Genomic DNA, 18,535 nt, shown 5'->3' with positions numbered 1-18,535 from the left:
TATGTCATCCCACGGGCGTATATTTGGACGCCCGCAGCGGCATCATTCGGCAGCGATGCTGCTGACGTCTTGACCCGATGCGGCCATGATCGCCTTGACGATGTTGTGGTATCCGGTGCAACGGCACAGGTTGCCTTCCAGATACTTGCGCACTTCGGCCTCAGTCGGGCGCGGGTTCTCTTTCAACAGCGCGGCCGCGCTCATCACCATGCCTGGCGTGCAGAAACCGCATTGCAGGCCATGGTGGTCCTGAAATGCTTGCTGGATCACATTCAGCGAACCATCCGCGTTGGCCTGGCCTTCGATGGTGCCGACATCGGCCCCGTCCGCCTCAAGCGCCAGCATGTTACAGGATTTGACCGCCTCGCCGTTCACATGCACGACGCATGCGCCGCACTGCGCGGTATCGCATCCGACATGAGTGCCAGTCAGCGACAGGTGTTCACGCAGAAAACCGGACAACAACGTCCGGCCCTCGACGTCACCGCTCACGGACTTTCCGTTCACGGTCATTGAGACCTGTGTCATAGATTCCTCCCATTTCGTATTATTCTTGGTCCCGAGTTAAACACGGGAAAATTTGTTTGAGAACAAAAATATTTAGCATCAATATCCGACGTTCGTCGGGGTCGTCTTTTCTTTCATAGCCGCCTAATAAGAAAAACTATTTTGCGCCTCATCACCGTTTGCGCGCAGATCTCGGTTGCGGTCTTGTTGGGATTTCTTTCAGCAGCCCGCCAACGCCCATCGCCGCAATATCTGCGCCGGTTGTCTCGATCCCGCACGCAACGCGCGACAAGACCCAGTCCGCTCCGTTCAACGCAGGCGAACGGGCACATCCGGGAAGTCCAATCACCGGCTTGGAGCCTAGTGTTCCAAGAAACAGCAGATTACCAGGATCAACGGGCATGCCGAACCTGTCCACCTGACCACCCGCAGCGCGCACAGCCTGAGGCGCAACATCAAAAGCATCAGAGGTGGCAGAGCCGGTCAGGATCATCACGATGTCGCCCACCGCCGCTGAAATGGCGTGCGACAGCGGTTCGGCTTTGTGTGACACGATCCGTACATCGCTTAGGTCCATGCCAAGGGCCTCAACACGGCCGCGAATTGCTGCGATGCCTTTTTCGTTTGGCGGACCGCCCGGAATATCCGTAACGATCAATCCTGCCGATTTGTGTACAGGGGCCTTCAGACGAATCGAAGCTTTGGCCAGATCGGCGGCTTGCACGACGTCCTCTTTTGAGACCGCATAGGAAATCACCTTGATCGTGGCAACCATCCCGCCCGGGCCCATCTGTTGAAATTGCGGCACCGTCGCTACTGTGATCATCGGGTTGACGCAGTTGAACTCCTGCAGGGCCGCAACGTCCAATTCGACAACCCCCGGCCTGTCGGCCAGCAGGTTCACACGCCCGGTAAACGGCTGCGTCACCCGCAAACCTGCGGCATGCGGTTCAGGTGCAAGCGCCGCGGCCAGCACTTCAGCGGCCTCGTCTTCGTGGCAATCTCCGGGCTCGAGCTGTGCAACCGTGACGTCGCCATACCCTGCAGCAGTTAGCTGAGCGCAATGTTCGGCCGTCAACAGCAGTCCCTTGCGCAGTTTGGTGTCCTGAACCTGAACGGAATGCGCAAGGATCGCGCCAGTGGCCTCGGAGACAGGAACCGGGCCGAACTTCACGCCTTGCCCCGCAGCACGGCCGTCATTTGTGCGAGGATGGCTACCGCGATCTCGGACGGATCCGCCGCGCCGATGTCCAATCCAATAGGTCCGTGGATCTGAGCAATCTGGTCGTCCGCAAAACCAGCCTCTTTCATGCGCGCGACCCGCTTGGCGTGCGTTCGCGTCGAGCCTAACGCTCCGATATAAAACACGCCCGCCTTCAAGGCGGATTCCAAAGCCGGGTCGTCCAACTTGGGGTCATGCGTTAGCAAGACAACAGCGGTTCGCGCATCCATGCCCAGCTTGGCCACCGCCTCGTCCGGCCAATCAGTCAGGATGGTTTCGCCCGGGAATCGGGCACCAGAGGCAAAGGCGTCGCGCGGGTCGATGATGGCCGGATCATACCCGGCGATCCGGGCCATCGGAACCAGCGCCTGCGCAATATGCACTGCCCCCACTATTATCAATCGCAGCGGAGGGTTGTGGACCGCAACAAATGTCTGTCCGTCCTCTTCGATCCCGGAACGGTCCATCCGCATTCGAACCGGATAAGCGTTGCGGCGCAAAGCCCGGTGACCGGTTTCGGTGTTAACTTCATAGGCCACCGGTTCCCGCTGTGCGCGGGCTTTGACCAGATCTCGCAACATGGACTCTGGCAGGACCGAACCGATAGGCTCCACTAAAACGCGGATCGTTCCGCCACAGGCCAGACCCACAGCAAAAGCGTCCTCATCGCTAACGCCAAATTCCAACAGACGCGCATCACCTTCGTCCATCGCTTCAAGCGCTTCGACGATGACCGCGCCTTCGACACAACCGCCGGAAACCGACCCCTCGATCCGCCCGTCTGCGGCGATCACCAACTGGGCACCGACGCGACGCGGCGCGCTGCCCCAGGTCTCAACCACAGTTGCCAGCGCGGTTGGATGACCCTCAGCATGCCACTTCAGTGCCGTCTCTGGGCTGTTGTCGAATCTGTCCATTGCACCCTCCCGGCGTGTTCTGATCCAACATAGGCAGGTTTGGCGCAATGAAAAGTAAGCCTTAAGGCGAATACCGGATGTTCGGCCTGTCTGTTAAACTCAGAATTGTATCGGCGTATACAAGCCCAGATTACCAAGTAGCCCACAAATCATTGATTGCACCCGGACCAGATTCTAGCCTACATGCGTAGCTGCTGCATTCCAGTATGCGCATATTAATTTTTGACAATGGAGACAGAGAGTTGAAACGCATTTTTACACTCGGAATGGCACTTGGCCTGTTCACCGCAAGCGTTGCATCTGCAGACACGTTCCTGCGTTATGGCGAGGTCGAAGGTTGGAAAGTATTTATCGACGAGGACAAGAAATCCTGCCTGATCGAAGCTGTTGATGATGCTGAAAACGTCGTTCAGATGGGCCTGACCGAAGATCGTGGTGTTGGCTATGTTGGCGTGTTCACCAAGGCCAAGACCGATATCAAGCGTGGCGAGAAAGAAGCCGTGGCGGTCCTGTTGGGCGACAATATCTATGTCGGCGAAGCGACCGGAATGAAGGGTAACATCACCAAAGGTTATTCGGGTGGTTACGTCTTGTCAGATGACCCTCAATTCGCGGACGACCTGGCCAAGCAGAAAGTCATGGTCGTGTTCCCGGAAAAGGAATTTGCCTTCACTGTTGACCTGACTGGCACCTATAAGGCCATGGAAATGGCGCGCAAGTGTAACGAAGAACAGCTGAGCTGATACTCAGTCGGAAAGCGCGGTCATCAACCGCGCTTTCTCACCCACGTCATCGGGTTTTGAGATGACGGCAGCCAGATCTTCCAGCGACGCAATCGAATGGCCGGCACGGAAACTGTCCACATGGGGCAGCATGGCCGCAACACCCTGCGCTTTGGGCGCGAACCCATCCCACCGCAGCAATGGATTCAACCAGATCAGTCGGCGCGCGGACAGGTGCAGACGCTCCATCTCTTTACCCAACGCCGCGGGGTCTCCGCGATCCAGCCCGTCCGAGATCAATAGGACCACAGCGCCCTGCCCCATGACCCGCCGCGACCAATCGCGGTTGAACGCGTGCAGACACTCGCCAATCCGCGTTCCCCCTTCCCAATCCTGAGCCTCAGCCCCGGCGGCGGCCAGTGCGGCATCTACGTCGCGCTGCTGAAGATGACGTGTGATATTCGTCAGACGCGTCCCAAAAGTGAATGCGTGAACCTTGGCCCAGCCCGCCCCTTTGGCGTTCGACACCGCATGCAGGAAATGAAGGACGATCCGGCTGTACTGGCTCATCGACCCCGAGATATCGCAAAGCACGACAAGATTGGGCCACCGAGGTTTCGGCTTGAGCTTGGCAATATCGCGCAACTCTCCACCCTGACGCATCGCGGCGCGCAATGTCCGCGCCCGGTCGATGCGATGCCCCAGATGGCTGGCCTGACCACGTCTGGATTTTATTGGCTTCACCGGCAGAGCAAGCCGCGACAGCATGCGCTTGGCTTGCACGATCTCGGCGGTGCTCATCTGCTCAAAGTCCAGACTACGCAGACGTTCCTCAGAGGACGCCGTTTGCGAGGCGTCGATCTCTAACTCGGACTCTTCTTCCTGCTCAGCCACCTCGGGCAGATCACGTTCAACCCCGTCCAACAACGCCTCGGCCGCGCGCTTTTCGGCCGCGTCAGCCTTGCGTTCTTCCTGTACGCCGCGAATGGCCGGCAGCATCATGGACATCATGTGCTCAAGATATCGGGGGTCACGCCAATAGAGGCGAAAGACCTGCGCAAATACAGTGCGGTGTTCCGGGCGGTTCACGAAACAGGCGTGCAATGTCCAGTAGAAATCCTGTTTTTCCGTGAACCCCGCCGCCTGCACCGCGCGAATAGCATCCACCACTCGACCCGTCCCAATCGGTAGCCCGGCCTTACGCAAGGCGCGAGCGAAATGGGTGATGTTTTGCGCCAGCTTGGGGTTATCCGGAATGTCGATCGGAAGCTGTTCAGCCATCAGGCTGGTTCCAGCGACGCTTTGGCTTGATCCAGTATTCGTTTCGCCTCGGACCCCTGCAATTTCTGGATGTCGTCCTGGTATTTCAAGATCGCACCCAGAGTATCTCCGATGACTTCGGGGCTGAGGTTGATGACGTCCAGAGCCAACAGGCATTTGGCCCAATCTATCGTCTCAGCCACACCCGGTTTCTTGAATAGATCTTCGGTGCGTAGATGCTGAACAAAGGCCACGACCTCACGACTAAGCGCTTCGGCAGCTTCCGGCGCGCGCGCGTGCAGGATTTCGATCTCTCGGTCGAAATCGGGGTAGTCGACCCAATGATAGAGGCAGCGTCTTTTTAGTGCATCATGCACCTCACGTGTGCGGTTCGAGGTGACGATAACGATGGGCGGCTCCGGTGCTTTGACCGTGCCCAGTTCAGGAATCGTGACCTGAAAATCGCTGAGCGCTTCGAGCAGGAACGCCTCGAACGGTTCGTCTGTGCGATCAAGCTCGTCGATCAGCAGAACCGGCGCGCCGTTTTCATCCGGACGCATCGCCTGCAGCAGCGGGCGTTCGATCAGGTACTCGTCCGAGAATAACTCGGTCTGCAATGTGCCCCGATCCGCCCCGCCCGAGGCTTCGGCCGTGCGGATCGCCACCATCTGCGCCGGAAAGTTCCATTCGTAAACAGCGGAAGAAGCATCCAGACCTTCGTAGCATTGCAGCCGGATCAGGCGCCGATTCAGACCGGCGGCAAGGGCCTTGGCGATCTCGGTCTTGCCCACCCCAGCCTCACCTTCCAGAAACAGTGGTCGGCCCAGTTTCAGGGACAGAAACACCACCGTCGCCAGCGCACGCCCGCAGACATAGCCCTGTGAACCCAACATGGATTGGACGGCGTCGATGGAATCTGGCTGTGTCATGTTTCGATCTCTCCCTTGCCACAACAGTTCATGACCACCCGCGCGCGTCAAGGCCGTGTTCTTTCCGGGACTTACGACGATCGGACTGATTGACAAGGTCTGGGACCGAATTGAAGGTCTTTCACCGCCGGGTCCGCTGTGCTAGCGGAAGGCCATGACCGATACCCTCACGATCCGCCGCCCCGACGACTGGCATCTGCACCTGCGCGATGGCGCGATGTTGCAGGCCGTCCTGCCCGAAACCGCGCGTCATTTTGCCCGCGCGATCATCATGCCGAACCTTGTGCCGCCCGTCGTGCGCGGCGATCAGGCCGCCGCCTATCGCGACCGCATATTGGCCGCGCTGCCCGAGGGCATGACGTTCGAGCCGTTGATGACGCTGTACTTGACCGAGGATACCGACCCCGAAGACATGGCCGCAGCTCATGCAAGCGGTCTGGTCAAAGCGGTCAAACTGTACCCGGCGGGCGCAACAACCAACTCTGCCTCGGGCGTACAGGATTTCGACAAAGTGCGTCCGGTGCTGGAAAAGATGGCCGAGATTGGCCTGCCCATGTGCGTGCATGGTGAGGTGACCGACGCCGAGATCGACATTTTTGACCGCGAAGCTGTGTTCATCGACCGTGTTCTGGATCCGATCCGCAAGGCCACACCCGGACTGCGCGTGGTGATGGAGCACATCACGACCGCGAACGGTGTCGAATACGTCAAATCCAATGACAAAGATCTGGGTGCAACGATCACGGCGCACCACCTGATCATCAACCGCAACCACATCCTCGTTGGTGGAATCAAGCCGCACTACTATTGCCTGCCTGTCGCCAAGCGCGAAGAACATCGACTGGCTCTGCTGGCGGCAGCGACTTCGGGCGATGCGCGGTATTTCCTGGGTACGGACAGCGCACCCCACACCGACGCAAACAAGGAAATGGCCTGTGGGTGTGCGGGATGTTTCACGGCGACCAATACAATGTCGCTGGTGGCGGAAATGTTTGACCGTGAAGGCGCTTTGGACAAGCTGGAAGGCTTTGTTTCGCTGAATGGCCCGGCTTTCTATCGCCTGCCGGTGAACGAGGAAACCATCACCCTGACCAAGGGCGAACCAGTAGATTACTCGGACAAGATCGAATCCGATGACGGACCCGTCACAGTGTTTGAACCGGGTTTCCCGTTGCACTGGCGCGTGACTTAACCCGCCAGCAACGCAGACAAATCGCGGACGCGGCCTCCGGTGCGCAGCATCGACCAGACCGCGTCCGCGTCATCTGTTCCGATTAGCTTGTTGGCCTTGCCGCGCACCCGGTCCTCACGATCTGACAAAGTCATGGGGGCCAACAGGTCATGCGTGGCCTCGCGCCTTGCCCCATCCCGGCGCAACAAGGTCAGCTGCGCCTGCGTTTCTGACAAACTGTTATCCGCTTCGACAGAGACTCGGTCCCGCAAGGATACTAGACGCGGGTCAGCGCATATCTTGTCCGAATAGCTGCCTGGCAGGGCCGTATCATAGCCAAGCGCCTGCATCGCAATCACCGTCCGATATGAGAACTTGGCACCAAGGCCAGTTGTCGGGGATGTCTGGTTGCAGACGCTCATCCACCTTGGATGCGTCTTGATCTTGATCTCGGCCACTTCCGGTTCGGCGATATCCAGGTCGCGCGCGGCCTCAAGCGCGGCGTGCAATCCGTGGCAACAGGCATGAAACTTGTGACTGACGCTTTCAAAAAGCCATTCCGCACCTAGCCCATCCAATGAGGCTGCAATGTCAGACTGTCCTTTATGTGTCGCGCCGAATCCATAGGACCCTTCCAGCGCGTCTGAATTGGGTTCGAATCCCGATGCCACCAACAAAGCTGCCTCAACCCCGGCAGAGGCCGCAAGACCCGCGTTATAAGGTTTTCCCATCGTTCCGAATTGCGCCTTTAGACCGGCAGCCCTAGTCGCTGTCAGGCCCAGAACTTTGCGCATCTGTTCGACGTCGAACCCCAGTATGCGCCCTGCAGCGACAGCCGCACCAAACGCACCGGACGTTGCCGTTTGGTGAAAGCCCGCCTGATAGTGATCACGCCCCAGCCAGAGGCCGATCCGAATGGACGTCTCCATCCCAACCGGCGCGGCTTCAAGGAGATCGACCAGAATACGATCGTCCCATTCGCTTAGCGCCAGCGCCGCCGGAAGGACGGCAACCGATGGATGGCCGATATGGGCGAAATGCGTGTCGTCATAGTCTAGGGCATGCGACACGGTTCCGTTTACCAATGCAGCACCGCGCAGGGGTGCCGCACCTCCACCAAAAAGGCGTGCTTGTTCCGCACCCCCTTCGCCAAGCACGAGGTCGCGCACTGTCCGGGAAACAGGCTCATCAACTCCGGCACGCCCGACAGCAATCCAGTCCAAAACAGAAAGAGACGTAACGACCCGCGTCTGCAAAGTCGTCGTGATAGGCCCCGCCGCGAAGGCTGCCAGTGATGTGGTAAAATCGGTCATGGGCGCAGTCTAGCGACCGCCAACCCGGGGTAAAGACCTAGCTGTACAAGTCCTTTGCGCGGGTCTCAAAGGCCTGAACGATCCGATGCATAGCCTCGTTGAAGACCACGCCGATGATCCCCTGAAGGATCGCGTTCTTGAATTCGAAATCCACGTGGAACGTGATGTTGCATCCGCCATCGTCGGCGTCAGCGAATTGCCAGTCGGATTTCATGTATTTGAATGGGCCGTCCAGATATTCAGTGTCGATTCTTCTCTGATCGGCAAACAATGTCACCCGGCTGCCGAACCGTTCGCGGAACACTTTGAACGAGATCACCAGATCCGCTTCCATGACCTGCGCCTCACCCGCCGCATAGGTCCGACGAATGCGGGCGGCTGCGCACCACGGCAGAAACTCGGGATACTTTGCCACGTCCGCGACCAGCTCGTACATCTGCTGCGCAGTGTAAGGAAGGTGACGTGTTTCCGAATGAGTAGGCATGGCGTCCGGTTTTTCAGGTGACAATGGCGCGTCATGTCGTATGTTGCGCGCCAAAGATCAAGGGGGCAGCGATGAGCGACCGCGCATATGTGATAGATACGATGATCTCGGCCAAGGCGATTGCAGCCCGAATCGAGGAATTATGCCGCGAAATCACGGCAGAATTCGGAGATACCGACAAGCTGATCGTGGTCGGTCTGCTGCGCGGCAGCTTCGTCTTCATCGCGGATCTGGTGCGCGAACTGGACCTGCCGATCGAAGTCGATTTCCTCGAAGTATCCTCGTATGGAGACGCGATGGAAAGCAGCCGGGAAGTACGCATTCTCAAGGACTTACGTGGCGCGATTGAAGGGCGCGATGTTTTGGCCGTCGAAGATATCGTCGACACCGGCCACACGCTGAACCACGTCACAAAACTGTTGCGCAGCCGCAAACCAAGCCGACTTAAGTCCATTGCCCTGCTGGACAAACCCAGCCGACGCGAGGTCGATTTTCGTTCCGATTGGATCGGCTTTGAAATTCCGGACGAATTTGTTGTGGGTTACGGGATCGACTACGCGCAACGCAATCGCAACTTGCCATTCATTGGCAAAGTTCGATTTGTCGAAGACTAAACCGGGTTACCCCCGTTCAGGCTTGGGCGTCGCCTAAAACCTGCCGGATAGCCGACAGGAAAACCCAGGTTCCAACGGGTATCAACGCGTCCGGGAAATCATAGTCGGGGTTATGCAATTGCGGGTGACCCTGCCCCGCGCCCAGCCAGAACATCGCCGCCTTTGCGCCTTTGCCGAATTGCCCGAAATCTTCTGAGAACTTTTGCGGCGTCTTTGTTGAATGGCACGGCACTCCACGCTCAGTGCAGGCTGTTGCGATGATGCTCACCGCGTCGCTGTGATTGACGCAGGCTTCGAAGACATCGTCATAGGTGATCTCAACCCCCAGACTGTCGGCGGATGCAGCGCGGCGCGCCAGCGCTTCGGCCTCGGTCATCAGCGTTTGCATCCGAGTGTCTGAAACGGTGCGCAAAGTCACCCAGATCTCGGCCTGTCCCGGAGCGACGCCGAAAGTCGGCTCTCCCAAACGGGCATGCGTCACAGTTGTCAGCGCAAAATCGGCATCCAACGCGCCGCCCGCGCCCAAGCCTGCCAGTTGCAACATCAATTCAGACATTGCCCGAGCAGGTGAAACCCCATCCTGAGGCGCAGCCGCATGGGACGTCTTGCCGGTCAGGATAATTTTCATCCCGCGCGAGGCGCAATTGGCCGAACCCTGACACAACTCAACTGCACCAAGTTCCAACCCCGGCAGGTTGTGCAAAGAGAACACATAGTCCAGCGCGATTTGCGCGAATTGGGGGTCCGCGCGAAACGCGATAGCGCCCTGCCCGGTTTCCTCAGCCGGTTGAAAGATCAAAACCACCCGACCCTTTTGGGGTCGGTGGCGCGCCAGGTCTTCGGCAACGCCAAGCACCATCGCCATGTGCCCATCATGGCCACACAGATGTCCTTTGCCCGGAACCTTCGACACATAAGGGTGCGTGCCAAGTTCTTGAATCGGCAGCCCGTCCAACTCGCACCGGATACCTACGGTCGGCCCAGCCTGCCCACTGTCAAAAACCGCGGCAATGCCATGCCCCCCCAGTCCGGTAAGCACATGGTCCGCACCGAATCCCTGCAACAGCTTTGTCATCCGGGCAGCGGTCTCACGCTCCTGCCCGGAAAGTTCGGGATATTGATGCAGGTCGTGGCGCAGGCGTGTCAGCCGCGCGTGCGCTTCGGGTGTCACCCCTGTTCCAGCTTTTTCTGGCGAGCCTCACGCAACCGGGCAAAGTCATCCCCCGCGTGATAGGACGACCGGGTAAGAGGTGTCGCGGACACCATCAGAAAACCTTTGCCATAAGCTGCCTTTTCATAGGATGCGAATTCTTCCGGCGTCACGAACCGATCCACACCATGGTGTTTGGGCGTGGGCTGCAGATACTGACCGATGGTTAGAAAGTCGATATCGGCGGCTCGCATGTCATCCATGACCTGCCGAACTTCTTGCTCATTCTCACCCAAGCCGACCATGATTCCCGATTTGGTGAAAATAGACGGGTCCAGCTCTTTGACGCGCTGCAACAGCCGCAACGAGTGGAAATAACGCGCACCAGGACGCACTTCGAGGTACAGGCCAGGTACGGTTTCCAGATTGTGGTTGAACACATCCGGCTTGGCCTCGACGACAGTCTCAAGAACGGAAGAGTCACATTTCAGGAAATCAGGTGTCAGGATTTCAATCGTCGTCTTCGGAGACCGGTGCCGCACCGCACGTATCGTCTGCGCGAAATGATCGGCCCCGCCATCCTTCAGATCGTCGCGGTCTACGGATGTGATCACGACGTGGTTCAGCCCCAGCTTTTCGACCGCATGCGCAACGCGTCCTGGTTCAAACGCATCCAACGAGTCCGGACGACCCGTTGCAATGTTACAGAAGGTACAGCCGCGCGTGCAGATCTCGCCCATGATCATCATGGTGGCGTGGCCCTGGCTCCAGCATTCGCCGACATTTGGGCATCCTGCCTCTTCACAGACAGTGACCAGATTATTCTCGCGCATGATCTTATGCGTCTCGGCATAACCCTTACCGCCGGGTGCCTTGACGCGTATCCACTTGGGCTTTTTAGGCTGCGCATTGTCTGGACGATGCGCTTTTTCGGGATGACGTTGTTCTGGGATCTTCAGATCACGCACGGCTGGCTTTCCTGACTTTGGGTCAATTTGCTTTGCCCTAACATAATACGCCCGCGCAGACTATGCCACCCGGGCATACCCGCCATGCACGATAGGTTTGCACTCGCAGAATACGGCCCCGCATTTCAAACACTCAAGGCAGATTTAATTTCGTTTACCGCCACTTAAAGTTATATCGCAATTGCAGCATTTCTGGCGTTGAAGGCGGTTTAGAACTGTTTTAAGTCACCATTAATTCTAATGTGAATCACAGGAGCCCGTAGATGAAAACCGGCGCAAAACTGCCTTCCGTTACCTTCCACACCCGCGTCCGCGACGAAGCAATCGAAGGACCCAACCCGTTCCGTTGGGAAGACAAGACAACCGCGGATTACTTCGCAGGCAAGCGCGTCATCCTGTTTTCCCTGCCCGGTGCGTTCACACCCACATGCTCGACGTTCCAACTGCCCGGTTTCGAAAACGGCTATGCCGACTTCACCGCCAAGGGCATCGATGAAATCTACTGCATGTCCGTGAATGACAGCTTTGTCATGAACAAATGGGCACAGGATCAGGGCCTGAAAAACGTCAAAGTCATCCCTGACGGTTCGGGCGAATTTACCCGTAAAATGGGCATGCTGGTCGACAAGGAAAACCTGGGCTTTGGCATGCGTTCGTGGCGCTACGCTGCCATCGTAACCGATGGTGTAGTCGAAGCTTGGTTCGAAGAGCCCGGCCTGATGGACAACTGCCCCGAAGACCCCTATGGCGTTTCGTCCCCGGAAACCCTGATGAAGCACCTGGAAGAAGCCAACGAACCGGCACTGGCATAAGAATTGTCAGGCTGACGTATCAAGGGCTCGCCTCTGGCGGGCCATTTTTTAATGACGGGTCGCGGTTACGATATCTTCGCCAACACGCCGGATAACTTCCGCCAGACTGTCGAACCAGTCTTCATGTCCTGTCGAAAGGCGCCGGACCAATCCCACAGTCCGCGCAGGTTGCGGTGCCCCGAACCGCATGAGCTTGAGCCCCGGAACAGCTTCGGTTTCCGAGCGGGCCGCGAGTTCAGGCATAAGTGTCAGACCAAACCCTTCGGCAACCAGTCGCGACAGAGTCGCCAATGAGGACGCCCCCATATTGATCAAACCGCTGCTTCTGTCCTGACCACAGACCTCAAGCGCCTGATCCGTCAGGCAATGTCCGTCATCCAGCAACATCAACTGCGCGGTCTGCAGATCCACCGGGCGCAAGGCATCCGGGTCCGAGTGTACTGTCCCAAGCCGCCCCGCGCTTCCGGCAAGCAGAAAACGATCCTCAAAAAGCGGCAATTCGAACAATTCGCTGCCACCGGCCGGCAAGGCCATCACACCGGCATCGATTTCCCCGGCCCGCAGCATGGCCAGCAAGCGCTCGGTCCGTGCTTCGCGGATCTGCACCCGCAAGGAGACGTCGGCTGTGCGCAGCCCGGCAAGAACTCCGGGCAAAAGATATGGCGCAATCGTCGGAATGATCCCAATCGCCAAGGACCGATGCCCAACGGAATGATCCTTGGCGAACTGGTCCAGACGGTCTGCCGCGCCAAGCACCTGACGGGCGTAGTCCAGCACATCGCGCCCCAACGGCGTCAGCAGGATGTCGCGGGCCTGACGTTCGAACAGCGGCCCGCCCAAAGTCTCTTCCAACGCTTTGATTTGAACCGACAGCGCGGGCTGCGAAACATGGCAGACCTGCGCTGCACGGCCAAAATTGCGCTGATCCGCCACCGCATTGAAATACTGAAGCTGTCTGAGGGTAAAATTCATAGGCAATTCCTATCACTACCCCCTGAAACCTCAACTGCGAATTATGGAATTTCTACCCAATCAGGCGAGTTTTCTCTGCTTGATCTTCGTAATGGCGCTTTAGACGTTGCAGGGCGATGCGCAACACGATCTTCCCGGAACGCGCCGACCACCCCATGCGTTTTTCGGCCAATTCCAGCCCCTCAAGGTAACAGCAGCACCGAAGTGCCACATCGCTTAGCCCCGGTCCCAGATCCGACAGGGCACGTTCAACCCGAGCGCGCGCGTCTGACGATCCCTGGCCTGCATACGTTCCATTGGTAAAACTTCCCCGCCCCCCGGCAGTTAGAAAGTGATCCCAGTTTTGGGCAACCTGCGGACCGATCTGCGACAGTTCAAAGTCTTCGCGCAGCCGTTCGCCAGCGCCGACTAGAGTTTCGTCGAGAAAGGGCTTTCCGTCCTTGTCCCGCCTGCGCGCCAACGCGATCAGCGGGCTTTCGGCGGCACTGTAGCGAATACGTCTGGCACCGTGCGGCGACCTGTCCTGTCTTTGTTCGCCATGCGGCTGAAACGGCGATTGCGCCTCGGCCATGCCGAACTCGTTTCTGGCGCGCGCTTTGTTCTCGGCCTCGGCGATCAGTTGGCTTAAGGCCGACCGCCCAGAGGAAGAGATGCGATACCGGGAAATACGTCCGGGATTATCGCAGGATATCCAATCATTCAGAGCCAGCGCTTGCGCAATCGTACATTCGACGACCGCAGTTCTTGCGGTCCCGCTGTCGCCGGTGTCCCGAACGACCACAGCCTTGTCCATCTCTTCCGCCACAGCCAGAACCGCGCCGGTTTCGCAAAGGCGGCGCAGAATTCGAAGAGCTTCGCGGTTGAACTCATCATCCTTGGTCGCCGCATCGTCGGCCTGAACCCCCAAAGGCTCTTTTAGGTACCCAGCGCGCGCCTGTTGATCCGTGAAATGGACCTCTGCCAGTGCTTGCAGCGCAGCATCCACCAATGGATCGTCGCGGCGCATTTCAATACGTCGGATCTGTCTGAGTATGGTTGACGCATGGCACCCCACGGATCGCGCGATGTCGCGGATCGATTGACCGGTTTCGGTATGCGCCAGGTATCTCTGCGCCCCTTCAGGCACCCACGCCGGAATGGTGAAAGCCATGTTTTCTTGCATAGTCACTTGCCCTCGTCGACAAAACAATCGGTTCTCAATCGCCCCCGGTGAATGTGTTAACCAATCCTAACTAGAGCCGCTTTCGTTACTCGTTCGTTAACCGGGAGAGACAACAACCAGATTTGATTCAAAATCATAAACACTCATGAAGTCAGAGTTCGGAGGGAACCCACACAAGGCAACACTCGCTTAGGTTGTGTGACAAATGGCTATCTTCTGTTCAACCAAGGGATCACCGAAATGCAGGACCTGATGACCATGATTACAACGCTCCGCCGCCCACGCCTGTTGGCACGGGCTGCAAAAATTGGAGCGCAGGAATATGATCGGGATCGGCATCTTCAGCGTGTTCTGGGATACGGGTCGCTTCCCGGCACAGGGTCTGCGCTGGTTCGTCTATTGGAATTGGAACGAGAGGTTAACACCCAAAGGCTGGCCGAAGACGCCGCCTATTCGCTGGTCCGCCATCTGGACCTGCTGATCGCGCTTTTGGGCGAGGCGCAACTGTTCAAAGCCAGTCGCGCCGCGCAATATCAATGATCAGGTGAAGGCATCCGGCATGGATGCTTTCTTTTCCGCCACGTATGCGTTCAATGCTTCGTTGACGGCGGGGTCGAGTTGCGGTTGCTGGTAATTGGCCAGCAGATGCTCGACCCGCGACGTGGCCAATTGGCGTGTGTCGCGCCCGCCTTCGTCTTCCCAGGTCTCAAAGGGTTTGTAATCCAGAACATCGGACTTCCAGAACGCTTCTTTGAAATTCTCCTGCGTATGGGCGCAGCCCAGGTAGTGACCGCCGGGGCCAACCTCGCGGATCGCATCCATCGCCTGCGCATTCTCATCATAGGCCACGCCTTTGGCCAGGCCGTGAAGAACACCCAACTGGTCGGCATCCATGACAAATTTTTCGAAATCCGCCACCAGACCGCCTTCAAGCCAGCCGCAGGAATGCAGCATGAAGTTCACGCCAGCCATCAGCCCCATGTTCAGCGAGTTTGCGGTCTCATAGGCTGCCTGTGCATCAGGCAGTTTCGAGCCGCAGAACGACCCGGCCGAGCGGAACGGCAGGTTCAGACGTCGCGCCAGCTGGCCCGCACCGTAGGTAACCATCGATGCCTCGGGCGTACCAAATGTCGGCGCGCCAGAGTTCATATCGATCGATGACACAAAGGCACCAAAAATCGCAGGTGCGCCCGGGCGGATGATCTGACTGTACGCGACGCCAGCCAGAACTTCGGCCAGAACCTGCGTCAGTGTCCCCGCAATCGAAACCGGCGCCATCGCACCACCCACGATAAAGGGCGAGATGATGCAGGCCTGATTGTTCTTCGCATAAACTTCCAGCGCGCCCATCATCACGTCGTCGAAGGTCATCGGCGAGTTGATGTTGGTCAGCGAGGTCATCACCGTGTTTTCCTGAACGAACTCTTTCCCAAACAGAATCTCGCACATTTCAACCGAATCCTGCGCGCGGCTTGGATCGGTGACCGAGCCCATGAACGGCTTGTCCGACAAGGTCATGTGCGCCATCAGCATGTCCAGGTGACGCTTGTTCACCGGAATATCTGTCGGCTCACACACGGTCCCGCCCGAATGGTGCAGCCACTTGGACATATAGGCCAGTTTCACGAACTTGTTGAAATCTTCCATGTTCGCATAGCGACGGCCACCTTGCGCGTCCCGCACAAAGGGCGGGCCGTACACCGGGGCCAGAACCAGATTGCGGCCACCGATGACAACCGATTTCTCGGGGTTACGGGCATGCTGCGTGAATTCGCTGGGCGCGGTTTTGATCAGCTGACGTGCCAAACCACGCGGAATGCGGACGCGTTCACCATCGACATCGGCGCCAACATCTTTCCAGCGCTGCAACGCCGCAGGATTGTCGACAAAGTTCACGCCGACTTCGGCCAGAATGGTTTCCGCATTGGTTTCGATGATTTCCAACGCTTCTTCGTTGAGAACCTCGAAGTTCGGAATATTCCGTTCGATGTATTTCGCCGTTTCGATGCGAACCGCGGTACGTTCGGCCCGGCGGGCGGCGCCACCGCCACCTCTTGCCCGACGCCGGGTGTTTGCCTCTGCCATGAGAAGATCCCGTCTATTGATTGATTTGATCAGTTTGTTACAGCAAGCATTTGGGGCAAAGCATCTAATTTACGGCGCTATAGGGGGAAAAGCGACATCCGCAGGAACCAAAACCGTCAGGCACTTGCTCTGATCACTTAAGTTCCTTCTCCATCAGGATGGTCTTCCCGCTTACCTCTTTCTGGTGCCACCCCAAGTATAGGTACATGGAGACTGTCGCTTGCATCAATTTATGTGTTCGCAACCTGAGCTTAGTGATGCCTGTTCCCTTGGCTTCTTGTTCAACTAATTCGATCAACCGCCTCGCCAACCCTGCCCCTTGTGCCTTTGGCGAGACGGCGAGGTTAAAGATCTTCATCGCAGAATCGACCCGGTCAAAAACAATAAACCCGACGATGTCTTCATCCTTCGCGGCAACCCAAGCATGATGCGCAGCGATGTCTTCGCCAACGCCGTCCGTGACATCGGGCAGATCAGGAATATCGCGCAATGCATCCGCATACGCTGCCGCAATGCAGATTGTGACGGCTTCGGTATCAGCAGCACTTGCGCGGCGTAGTATGATCTCGGGCATCTCGCGCTCTTTCTGTATTATCCTGAGGCACAATTGCACAAATGACGTCATAGCGCTTGCACATGCAAGGCTTGCGACCTAATAGCCAACCATGACCCAAGACACCCATGACCGCCTTCTGATCATCGACTTCGGCAGCCAGGTTACGCAGCTTATTGCGCGCCGCCTGCGCGAGCTGAATGTCTATTGCGAAATCCACCCCTATCAAAAAGTCACGATGGACTTTGTGCGGGAAATGGCCCCCAAGGCCGTGATATTCTCGGGCGGTCCTGACAGCGTGACGCGTGAGGGTTCGCCCCGTGTACCGCAAGAGATCTTTGATTACGGCGTTCCAATCCTTGGTATCTGCTACGGCCAGCAGGTGATGATGCACCAACTGGGCGGCAAGGTTGAAAGCGGACACGGTACGGCCGAGTTCGGGCGTGCTTTTGTTACCCCGCAGGCAAAGCTGGATATTCTGGACGGCTGGTTCACCGATGGCGATGAACAAGTCTGGATGAGCCACGGCGACCATGTCAGCGAAATCGCGCCCGGTTTCAATGTCTTTGGAACCTCGCCCAACGCGCCTTATGCGATCACCGCGGACAGCGACCGTCACTTCTATGCGGTTCAGTTCCACCCCGAAGTGCACCATACGCCCAAAGGTGCAAAGCTGTATGAGAATTTCGTCAAGCTGGCCGGGTTCAAGGGCGACTGGACCATGGGTGCCTATCGCGAACAGATGATCGAAAAGATCCGCGAGCAGGTCGGCGACAAACAAGTCATCTGCGGTCTGTCCGGTGGTGTCGACAGCTCGGTCGCGGCGATCCTGATCCACGAGGCAATCGGCGATCAGCTGACCTGTGTATTCGTGGACCATGGCTTGCTGCGCAAGAACGAAGCCGAAGAAGTCGTCGGAATGTTCCGCGACAATTACAACATCCAGCTGATCCACGCGAACGAAAGTGACCTGTTCCTTGGTGAACTCGAAGGTCAAAGCGACCCCGAAACCAAACGCAAGATCATTGGAAAGCTGTTCATAGACGTGTTCCAGAAACACGCTGACACCATCGATGGTGCAGAGTTTCTGGCGCAAGGCACGCTGTATCCGGACGTGATTGAATCGGTGTCCTTCTCGGGCGGCCCCTCGGTCACGATCAAGTCGCACCACAATGTAGGCGGCCTGCCCGAAAAGATGGGCCTGAAACTAGTCGAGCCGCTGCGCGAGCTGTTCAAGGACGAAGTCCGCGCGCTGGGTCGTGAGTTGGGCCTGCCCCAGAGCTTTATCGGCCGCCACCCCTTCCCCGGTCCCGGTCTGGCGATTCGCTGCCCCGGTGAGATCACTCGTGAAAAGCTGGATATCTTGCGCGAAGCGGATGCGGTCTATATCGACCAGATTCGCAAGCACGGTCTGTACGATGACATATGGCAAGCCTTTGTGGCCATCCTGCCCGTGCGCACGGTGGGCGTCATGGGCGACGGTCGCACCTACGACTACGCTTGTGCCCTGCGCGCGGTGACATCGGTGGATGGCATGACCGCAGACTATTACCCTTTCAGCCATGAGTTTTTGGGCGAAACGGCCACACGGATCATCAACGAGGTCAAGGGCATCAACAGATGCACCTATGACATCACATCAAAACCACCCGGAACCATCGAGTGGGAATAATGCGAAAGCCGGGCTCTGTCCC

General features: G+C 57.8%; 19 protein-coding genes. 6 read left to right on the top strand and 13 right to left on the bottom strand.

What is annotated here, in order from left to right; all coding sequences use genetic code 11:
- Positions 1-42: 42 nt before the first annotated feature.
- From AC2FIS_RS02190 to AC2FIS_RS02180, 3 genes are all read right to left on the bottom strand, one after another.
- Positions 43-528 (bottom strand): (2Fe-2S)-binding protein, encoded by a 486-nt coding sequence (locus AC2FIS_RS02190; RefSeq protein ID WP_108858746.1) that lies wholly within the window; start codon positions 526-528, stop codon positions 43-45.
- Positions 529-679: 151 nt separating this feature from the next.
- On the bottom strand, positions 680-1,681 hold the full coding sequence (locus AC2FIS_RS02185) for a molybdopterin-binding protein (RefSeq protein WP_496771806.1): 1,002 nt from the start codon (positions 1,679-1,681) through the stop codon (positions 680-682).
- Positions 1,678-2,646: an XdhC family protein gene (locus tag AC2FIS_RS02180; RefSeq protein WP_496771805.1), complete on the bottom strand. Its 969-nt coding sequence runs from the start codon at positions 2,644-2,646 to the stop codon at positions 1,678-1,680. Before AC2FIS_RS02180 ends, AC2FIS_RS02185 begins: the two co-directional genes overlap by 4 nt.
- Before the next feature lie 242 nt (positions 2,647-2,888).
- Between AC2FIS_RS02180 and AC2FIS_RS02175 the strand changes: the two genes are divergently transcribed.
- The gene (locus AC2FIS_RS02175; protein ID WP_082637106.1) at positions 2,889-3,389 is read left to right on the top strand and encodes a hypothetical protein; all 501 of its coding nucleotides are present in this window, start codon (positions 2,889-2,891) and stop codon (positions 3,387-3,389) included.
- Between the two features lie 3 nt (positions 3,390-3,392).
- On the opposite strand, the gene AC2FIS_RS02170 is transcribed toward AC2FIS_RS02175, so the two are convergent.
- Entirely contained in the window at positions 3,393-4,649 is a 1,257-nt protein-coding gene (locus AC2FIS_RS02170) for a vWA domain-containing protein (protein ID WP_496771804.1), read from the bottom strand.
- Positions 4,649-5,557 (bottom strand): AAA family ATPase, encoded by a 909-nt coding sequence (locus AC2FIS_RS02165; RefSeq protein WP_496738605.1) that lies wholly within the window; start codon positions 5,555-5,557, stop codon positions 4,649-4,651. Before AC2FIS_RS02165 ends, AC2FIS_RS02170 begins: the two co-directional genes overlap by 1 nt.
- A 154-nt stretch (positions 5,558-5,711) precedes the next feature.
- Between AC2FIS_RS02165 and pyrC the strand changes: the two genes are divergently transcribed.
- Positions 5,712-6,749, top strand: a complete 1,038-nt coding sequence (pyrC, locus tag AC2FIS_RS02160; protein WP_496771803.1) for a dihydroorotase — start codon at positions 5,712-5,714, stop codon at positions 6,747-6,749.
- Here the strand turns inward: pyrC and AC2FIS_RS02155 are convergent.
- On the bottom strand, positions 6,746-8,041 hold the full coding sequence (locus AC2FIS_RS02155) for an MmgE/PrpD family protein (protein WP_496771802.1): 1,296 nt from the start codon (positions 8,039-8,041) through the stop codon (positions 6,746-6,748). The genes pyrC and AC2FIS_RS02155 overlap by 4 nt on opposite strands.
- 37 nt (positions 8,042-8,078) lie before the next feature.
- The gene (locus AC2FIS_RS02150) at positions 8,079-8,525 is read right to left on the bottom strand and encodes a type II toxin-antitoxin system RatA family toxin (RefSeq protein WP_282118567.1); all 447 of its coding nucleotides are present in this window, start codon (positions 8,523-8,525) and stop codon (positions 8,079-8,081) included.
- 71 nt (positions 8,526-8,596) lie between these two features.
- On the opposite strand from AC2FIS_RS02150, the gene hpt reads away from it, so the two are divergent.
- On the top strand, positions 8,597-9,139 hold the full coding sequence (gene hpt / locus AC2FIS_RS02145) for a hypoxanthine phosphoribosyltransferase (protein WP_058271886.1): 543 nt from the start codon (positions 8,597-8,599) through the stop codon (positions 9,137-9,139).
- A 16-nt stretch (positions 9,140-9,155) separates the two neighbouring features.
- Here the strand turns inward: hpt and AC2FIS_RS02140 are convergent, their stop codons facing one another.
- Entirely contained in the window at positions 9,156-10,310 is a 1,155-nt protein-coding gene (locus AC2FIS_RS02140; RefSeq protein ID WP_496771801.1) for an amidohydrolase, read from the bottom strand.
- Positions 10,307-11,257: a lipoyl synthase gene (gene lipA / locus AC2FIS_RS02135; protein WP_058277796.1), complete on the bottom strand. Its 951-nt coding sequence runs from the start codon at positions 11,255-11,257 to the stop codon at positions 10,307-10,309. Before lipA ends, AC2FIS_RS02140 begins: the two co-directional genes overlap by 4 nt.
- 263 nt (positions 11,258-11,520) lie before the next feature.
- Between lipA and AC2FIS_RS02130 the strand changes: the two genes are divergently transcribed.
- Positions 11,521-12,069 carry a peroxiredoxin gene (locus AC2FIS_RS02130; protein ID WP_496771800.1) on the top strand — a complete coding sequence of 183 codons (549 nt, stop codon included), beginning with the start codon at positions 11,521-11,523 and terminating at the stop codon, positions 12,067-12,069.
- A gap of 48 nt (positions 12,070-12,117) precedes the next feature.
- Here AC2FIS_RS02130 and AC2FIS_RS02125 read toward each other — a convergent pair whose 3' ends face one another.
- The gene (locus tag AC2FIS_RS02125) at positions 12,118-13,041 is read right to left on the bottom strand and encodes a hydrogen peroxide-inducible genes activator (RefSeq protein WP_496771799.1); all 924 of its coding nucleotides are present in this window, start codon (positions 13,039-13,041) and stop codon (positions 12,118-12,120) included.
- Between the two features lie 52 nt (positions 13,042-13,093).
- Positions 13,094-14,203, bottom strand: coding sequence for a DUF6456 domain-containing protein (locus AC2FIS_RS02120; protein ID WP_496771798.1), 1,110 nt, complete (start codon positions 14,201-14,203; stop codon positions 13,094-13,096).
- Between the two features lie 240 nt (positions 14,204-14,443).
- Between AC2FIS_RS02120 and AC2FIS_RS02115 the strand changes: the two genes are divergently transcribed.
- Positions 14,444-14,743, top strand: coding sequence for a DUF6477 family protein (locus AC2FIS_RS02115; RefSeq protein ID WP_496771797.1), 300 nt, complete (start codon positions 14,444-14,446; stop codon positions 14,741-14,743).
- Here the strand turns inward: AC2FIS_RS02115 and AC2FIS_RS02110 are convergent, their stop codons facing one another.
- Together AC2FIS_RS02110 and AC2FIS_RS02105 are read right to left on the bottom strand one after the other, a co-directional pair.
- The gene (locus AC2FIS_RS02110; protein ID WP_496720202.1) at positions 14,744-16,288 is read right to left on the bottom strand and encodes a trimethylamine methyltransferase family protein; all 1,545 of its coding nucleotides are present in this window, start codon (positions 16,286-16,288) and stop codon (positions 14,744-14,746) included. It lies immediately after the preceding gene.
- Positions 16,289-16,421: 133 nt separating this feature from the next.
- A complete protein-coding gene (locus AC2FIS_RS02105) occupies positions 16,422-16,862 on the bottom strand; it encodes a GNAT family N-acetyltransferase (RefSeq protein ID WP_496771796.1) in 441 nt (146 codons plus the stop codon).
- A gap of 91 nt (positions 16,863-16,953) precedes the next feature.
- Between AC2FIS_RS02105 and guaA the strand changes: the two genes are divergently transcribed.
- Complete coding sequence (gene guaA / locus AC2FIS_RS02100; protein WP_496771795.1) at positions 16,954-18,513, top strand: glutamine-hydrolyzing GMP synthase; 1,560 nt, start codon at positions 16,954-16,956, stop codon at positions 18,511-18,513.
- Positions 18,514-18,535: the final 22 nt, after the last annotated feature.

Source organism: Ruegeria sp. CDSB113, assembly GCF_059611045.1.
This window is presented reverse-complemented; position numbering and strand designations above follow the sequence as displayed.

Coding starts and splice junctions, on each gene's coding strand:
- guaA (WP_496771795.1), top strand. CDS start 16,954: ATGACCCAAGACACCCATGACCGCCTTCTGATCATCGACTTCGGCAGC.
- AC2FIS_RS02190 (WP_108858746.1), bottom strand. CDS start 528: ATGACACAGGTCTCAATGACCGTGAACGGAAAGTCCGTGAGCGGTGAC.
- pyrC (WP_496771803.1), top strand. CDS start 5,712: ATGACCGATACCCTCACGATCCGCCGCCCCGACGACTGGCATCTGCAC.
- AC2FIS_RS02155 (WP_496771802.1), bottom strand. CDS start 8,041: ATGACCGATTTTACCACATCACTGGCAGCCTTCGCGGCGGGGCCTATC.
- AC2FIS_RS02105 (WP_496771796.1), bottom strand. CDS start 16,862: ATGCCCGAGATCATACTACGCCGCGCAAGTGCTGCTGATACCGAAGCC.
- AC2FIS_RS02180 (WP_496771805.1), bottom strand. CDS start 2,646: ATGGACAGATTCGACAACAGCCCAGAGACGGCACTGAAGTGGCATGCT.
- AC2FIS_RS02170 (WP_496771804.1), bottom strand. CDS start 4,649: ATGGCTGAACAGCTTCCGATCGACATTCCGGATAACCCCAAGCTGGCG.
- AC2FIS_RS02115 (WP_496771797.1), top strand. CDS start 14,444: ATGCAGGACCTGATGACCATGATTACAACGCTCCGCCGCCCACGCCTG.
- AC2FIS_RS02150 (WP_282118567.1), bottom strand. CDS start 8,525: ATGCCTACTCATTCGGAAACACGTCACCTTCCTTACACTGCGCAGCAG.
- AC2FIS_RS02165 (WP_496738605.1), bottom strand. CDS start 5,557: ATGACACAGCCAGATTCCATCGACGCCGTCCAATCCATGTTGGGTTCA.
- AC2FIS_RS02125 (WP_496771799.1), bottom strand. CDS start 13,041: ATGAATTTTACCCTCAGACAGCTTCAGTATTTCAATGCGGTGGCGGAT.
- hpt (WP_058271886.1), top strand. CDS start 8,597: ATGAGCGACCGCGCATATGTGATAGATACGATGATCTCGGCCAAGGCG.
- AC2FIS_RS02120 (WP_496771798.1), bottom strand. CDS start 14,203: ATGCAAGAAAACATGGCTTTCACCATTCCGGCGTGGGTGCCTGAAGGG.
- AC2FIS_RS02130 (WP_496771800.1), top strand. CDS start 11,521: ATGAAAACCGGCGCAAAACTGCCTTCCGTTACCTTCCACACCCGCGTC.
- AC2FIS_RS02110 (WP_496720202.1), bottom strand. CDS start 16,288: ATGGCAGAGGCAAACACCCGGCGTCGGGCAAGAGGTGGCGGTGGCGCC.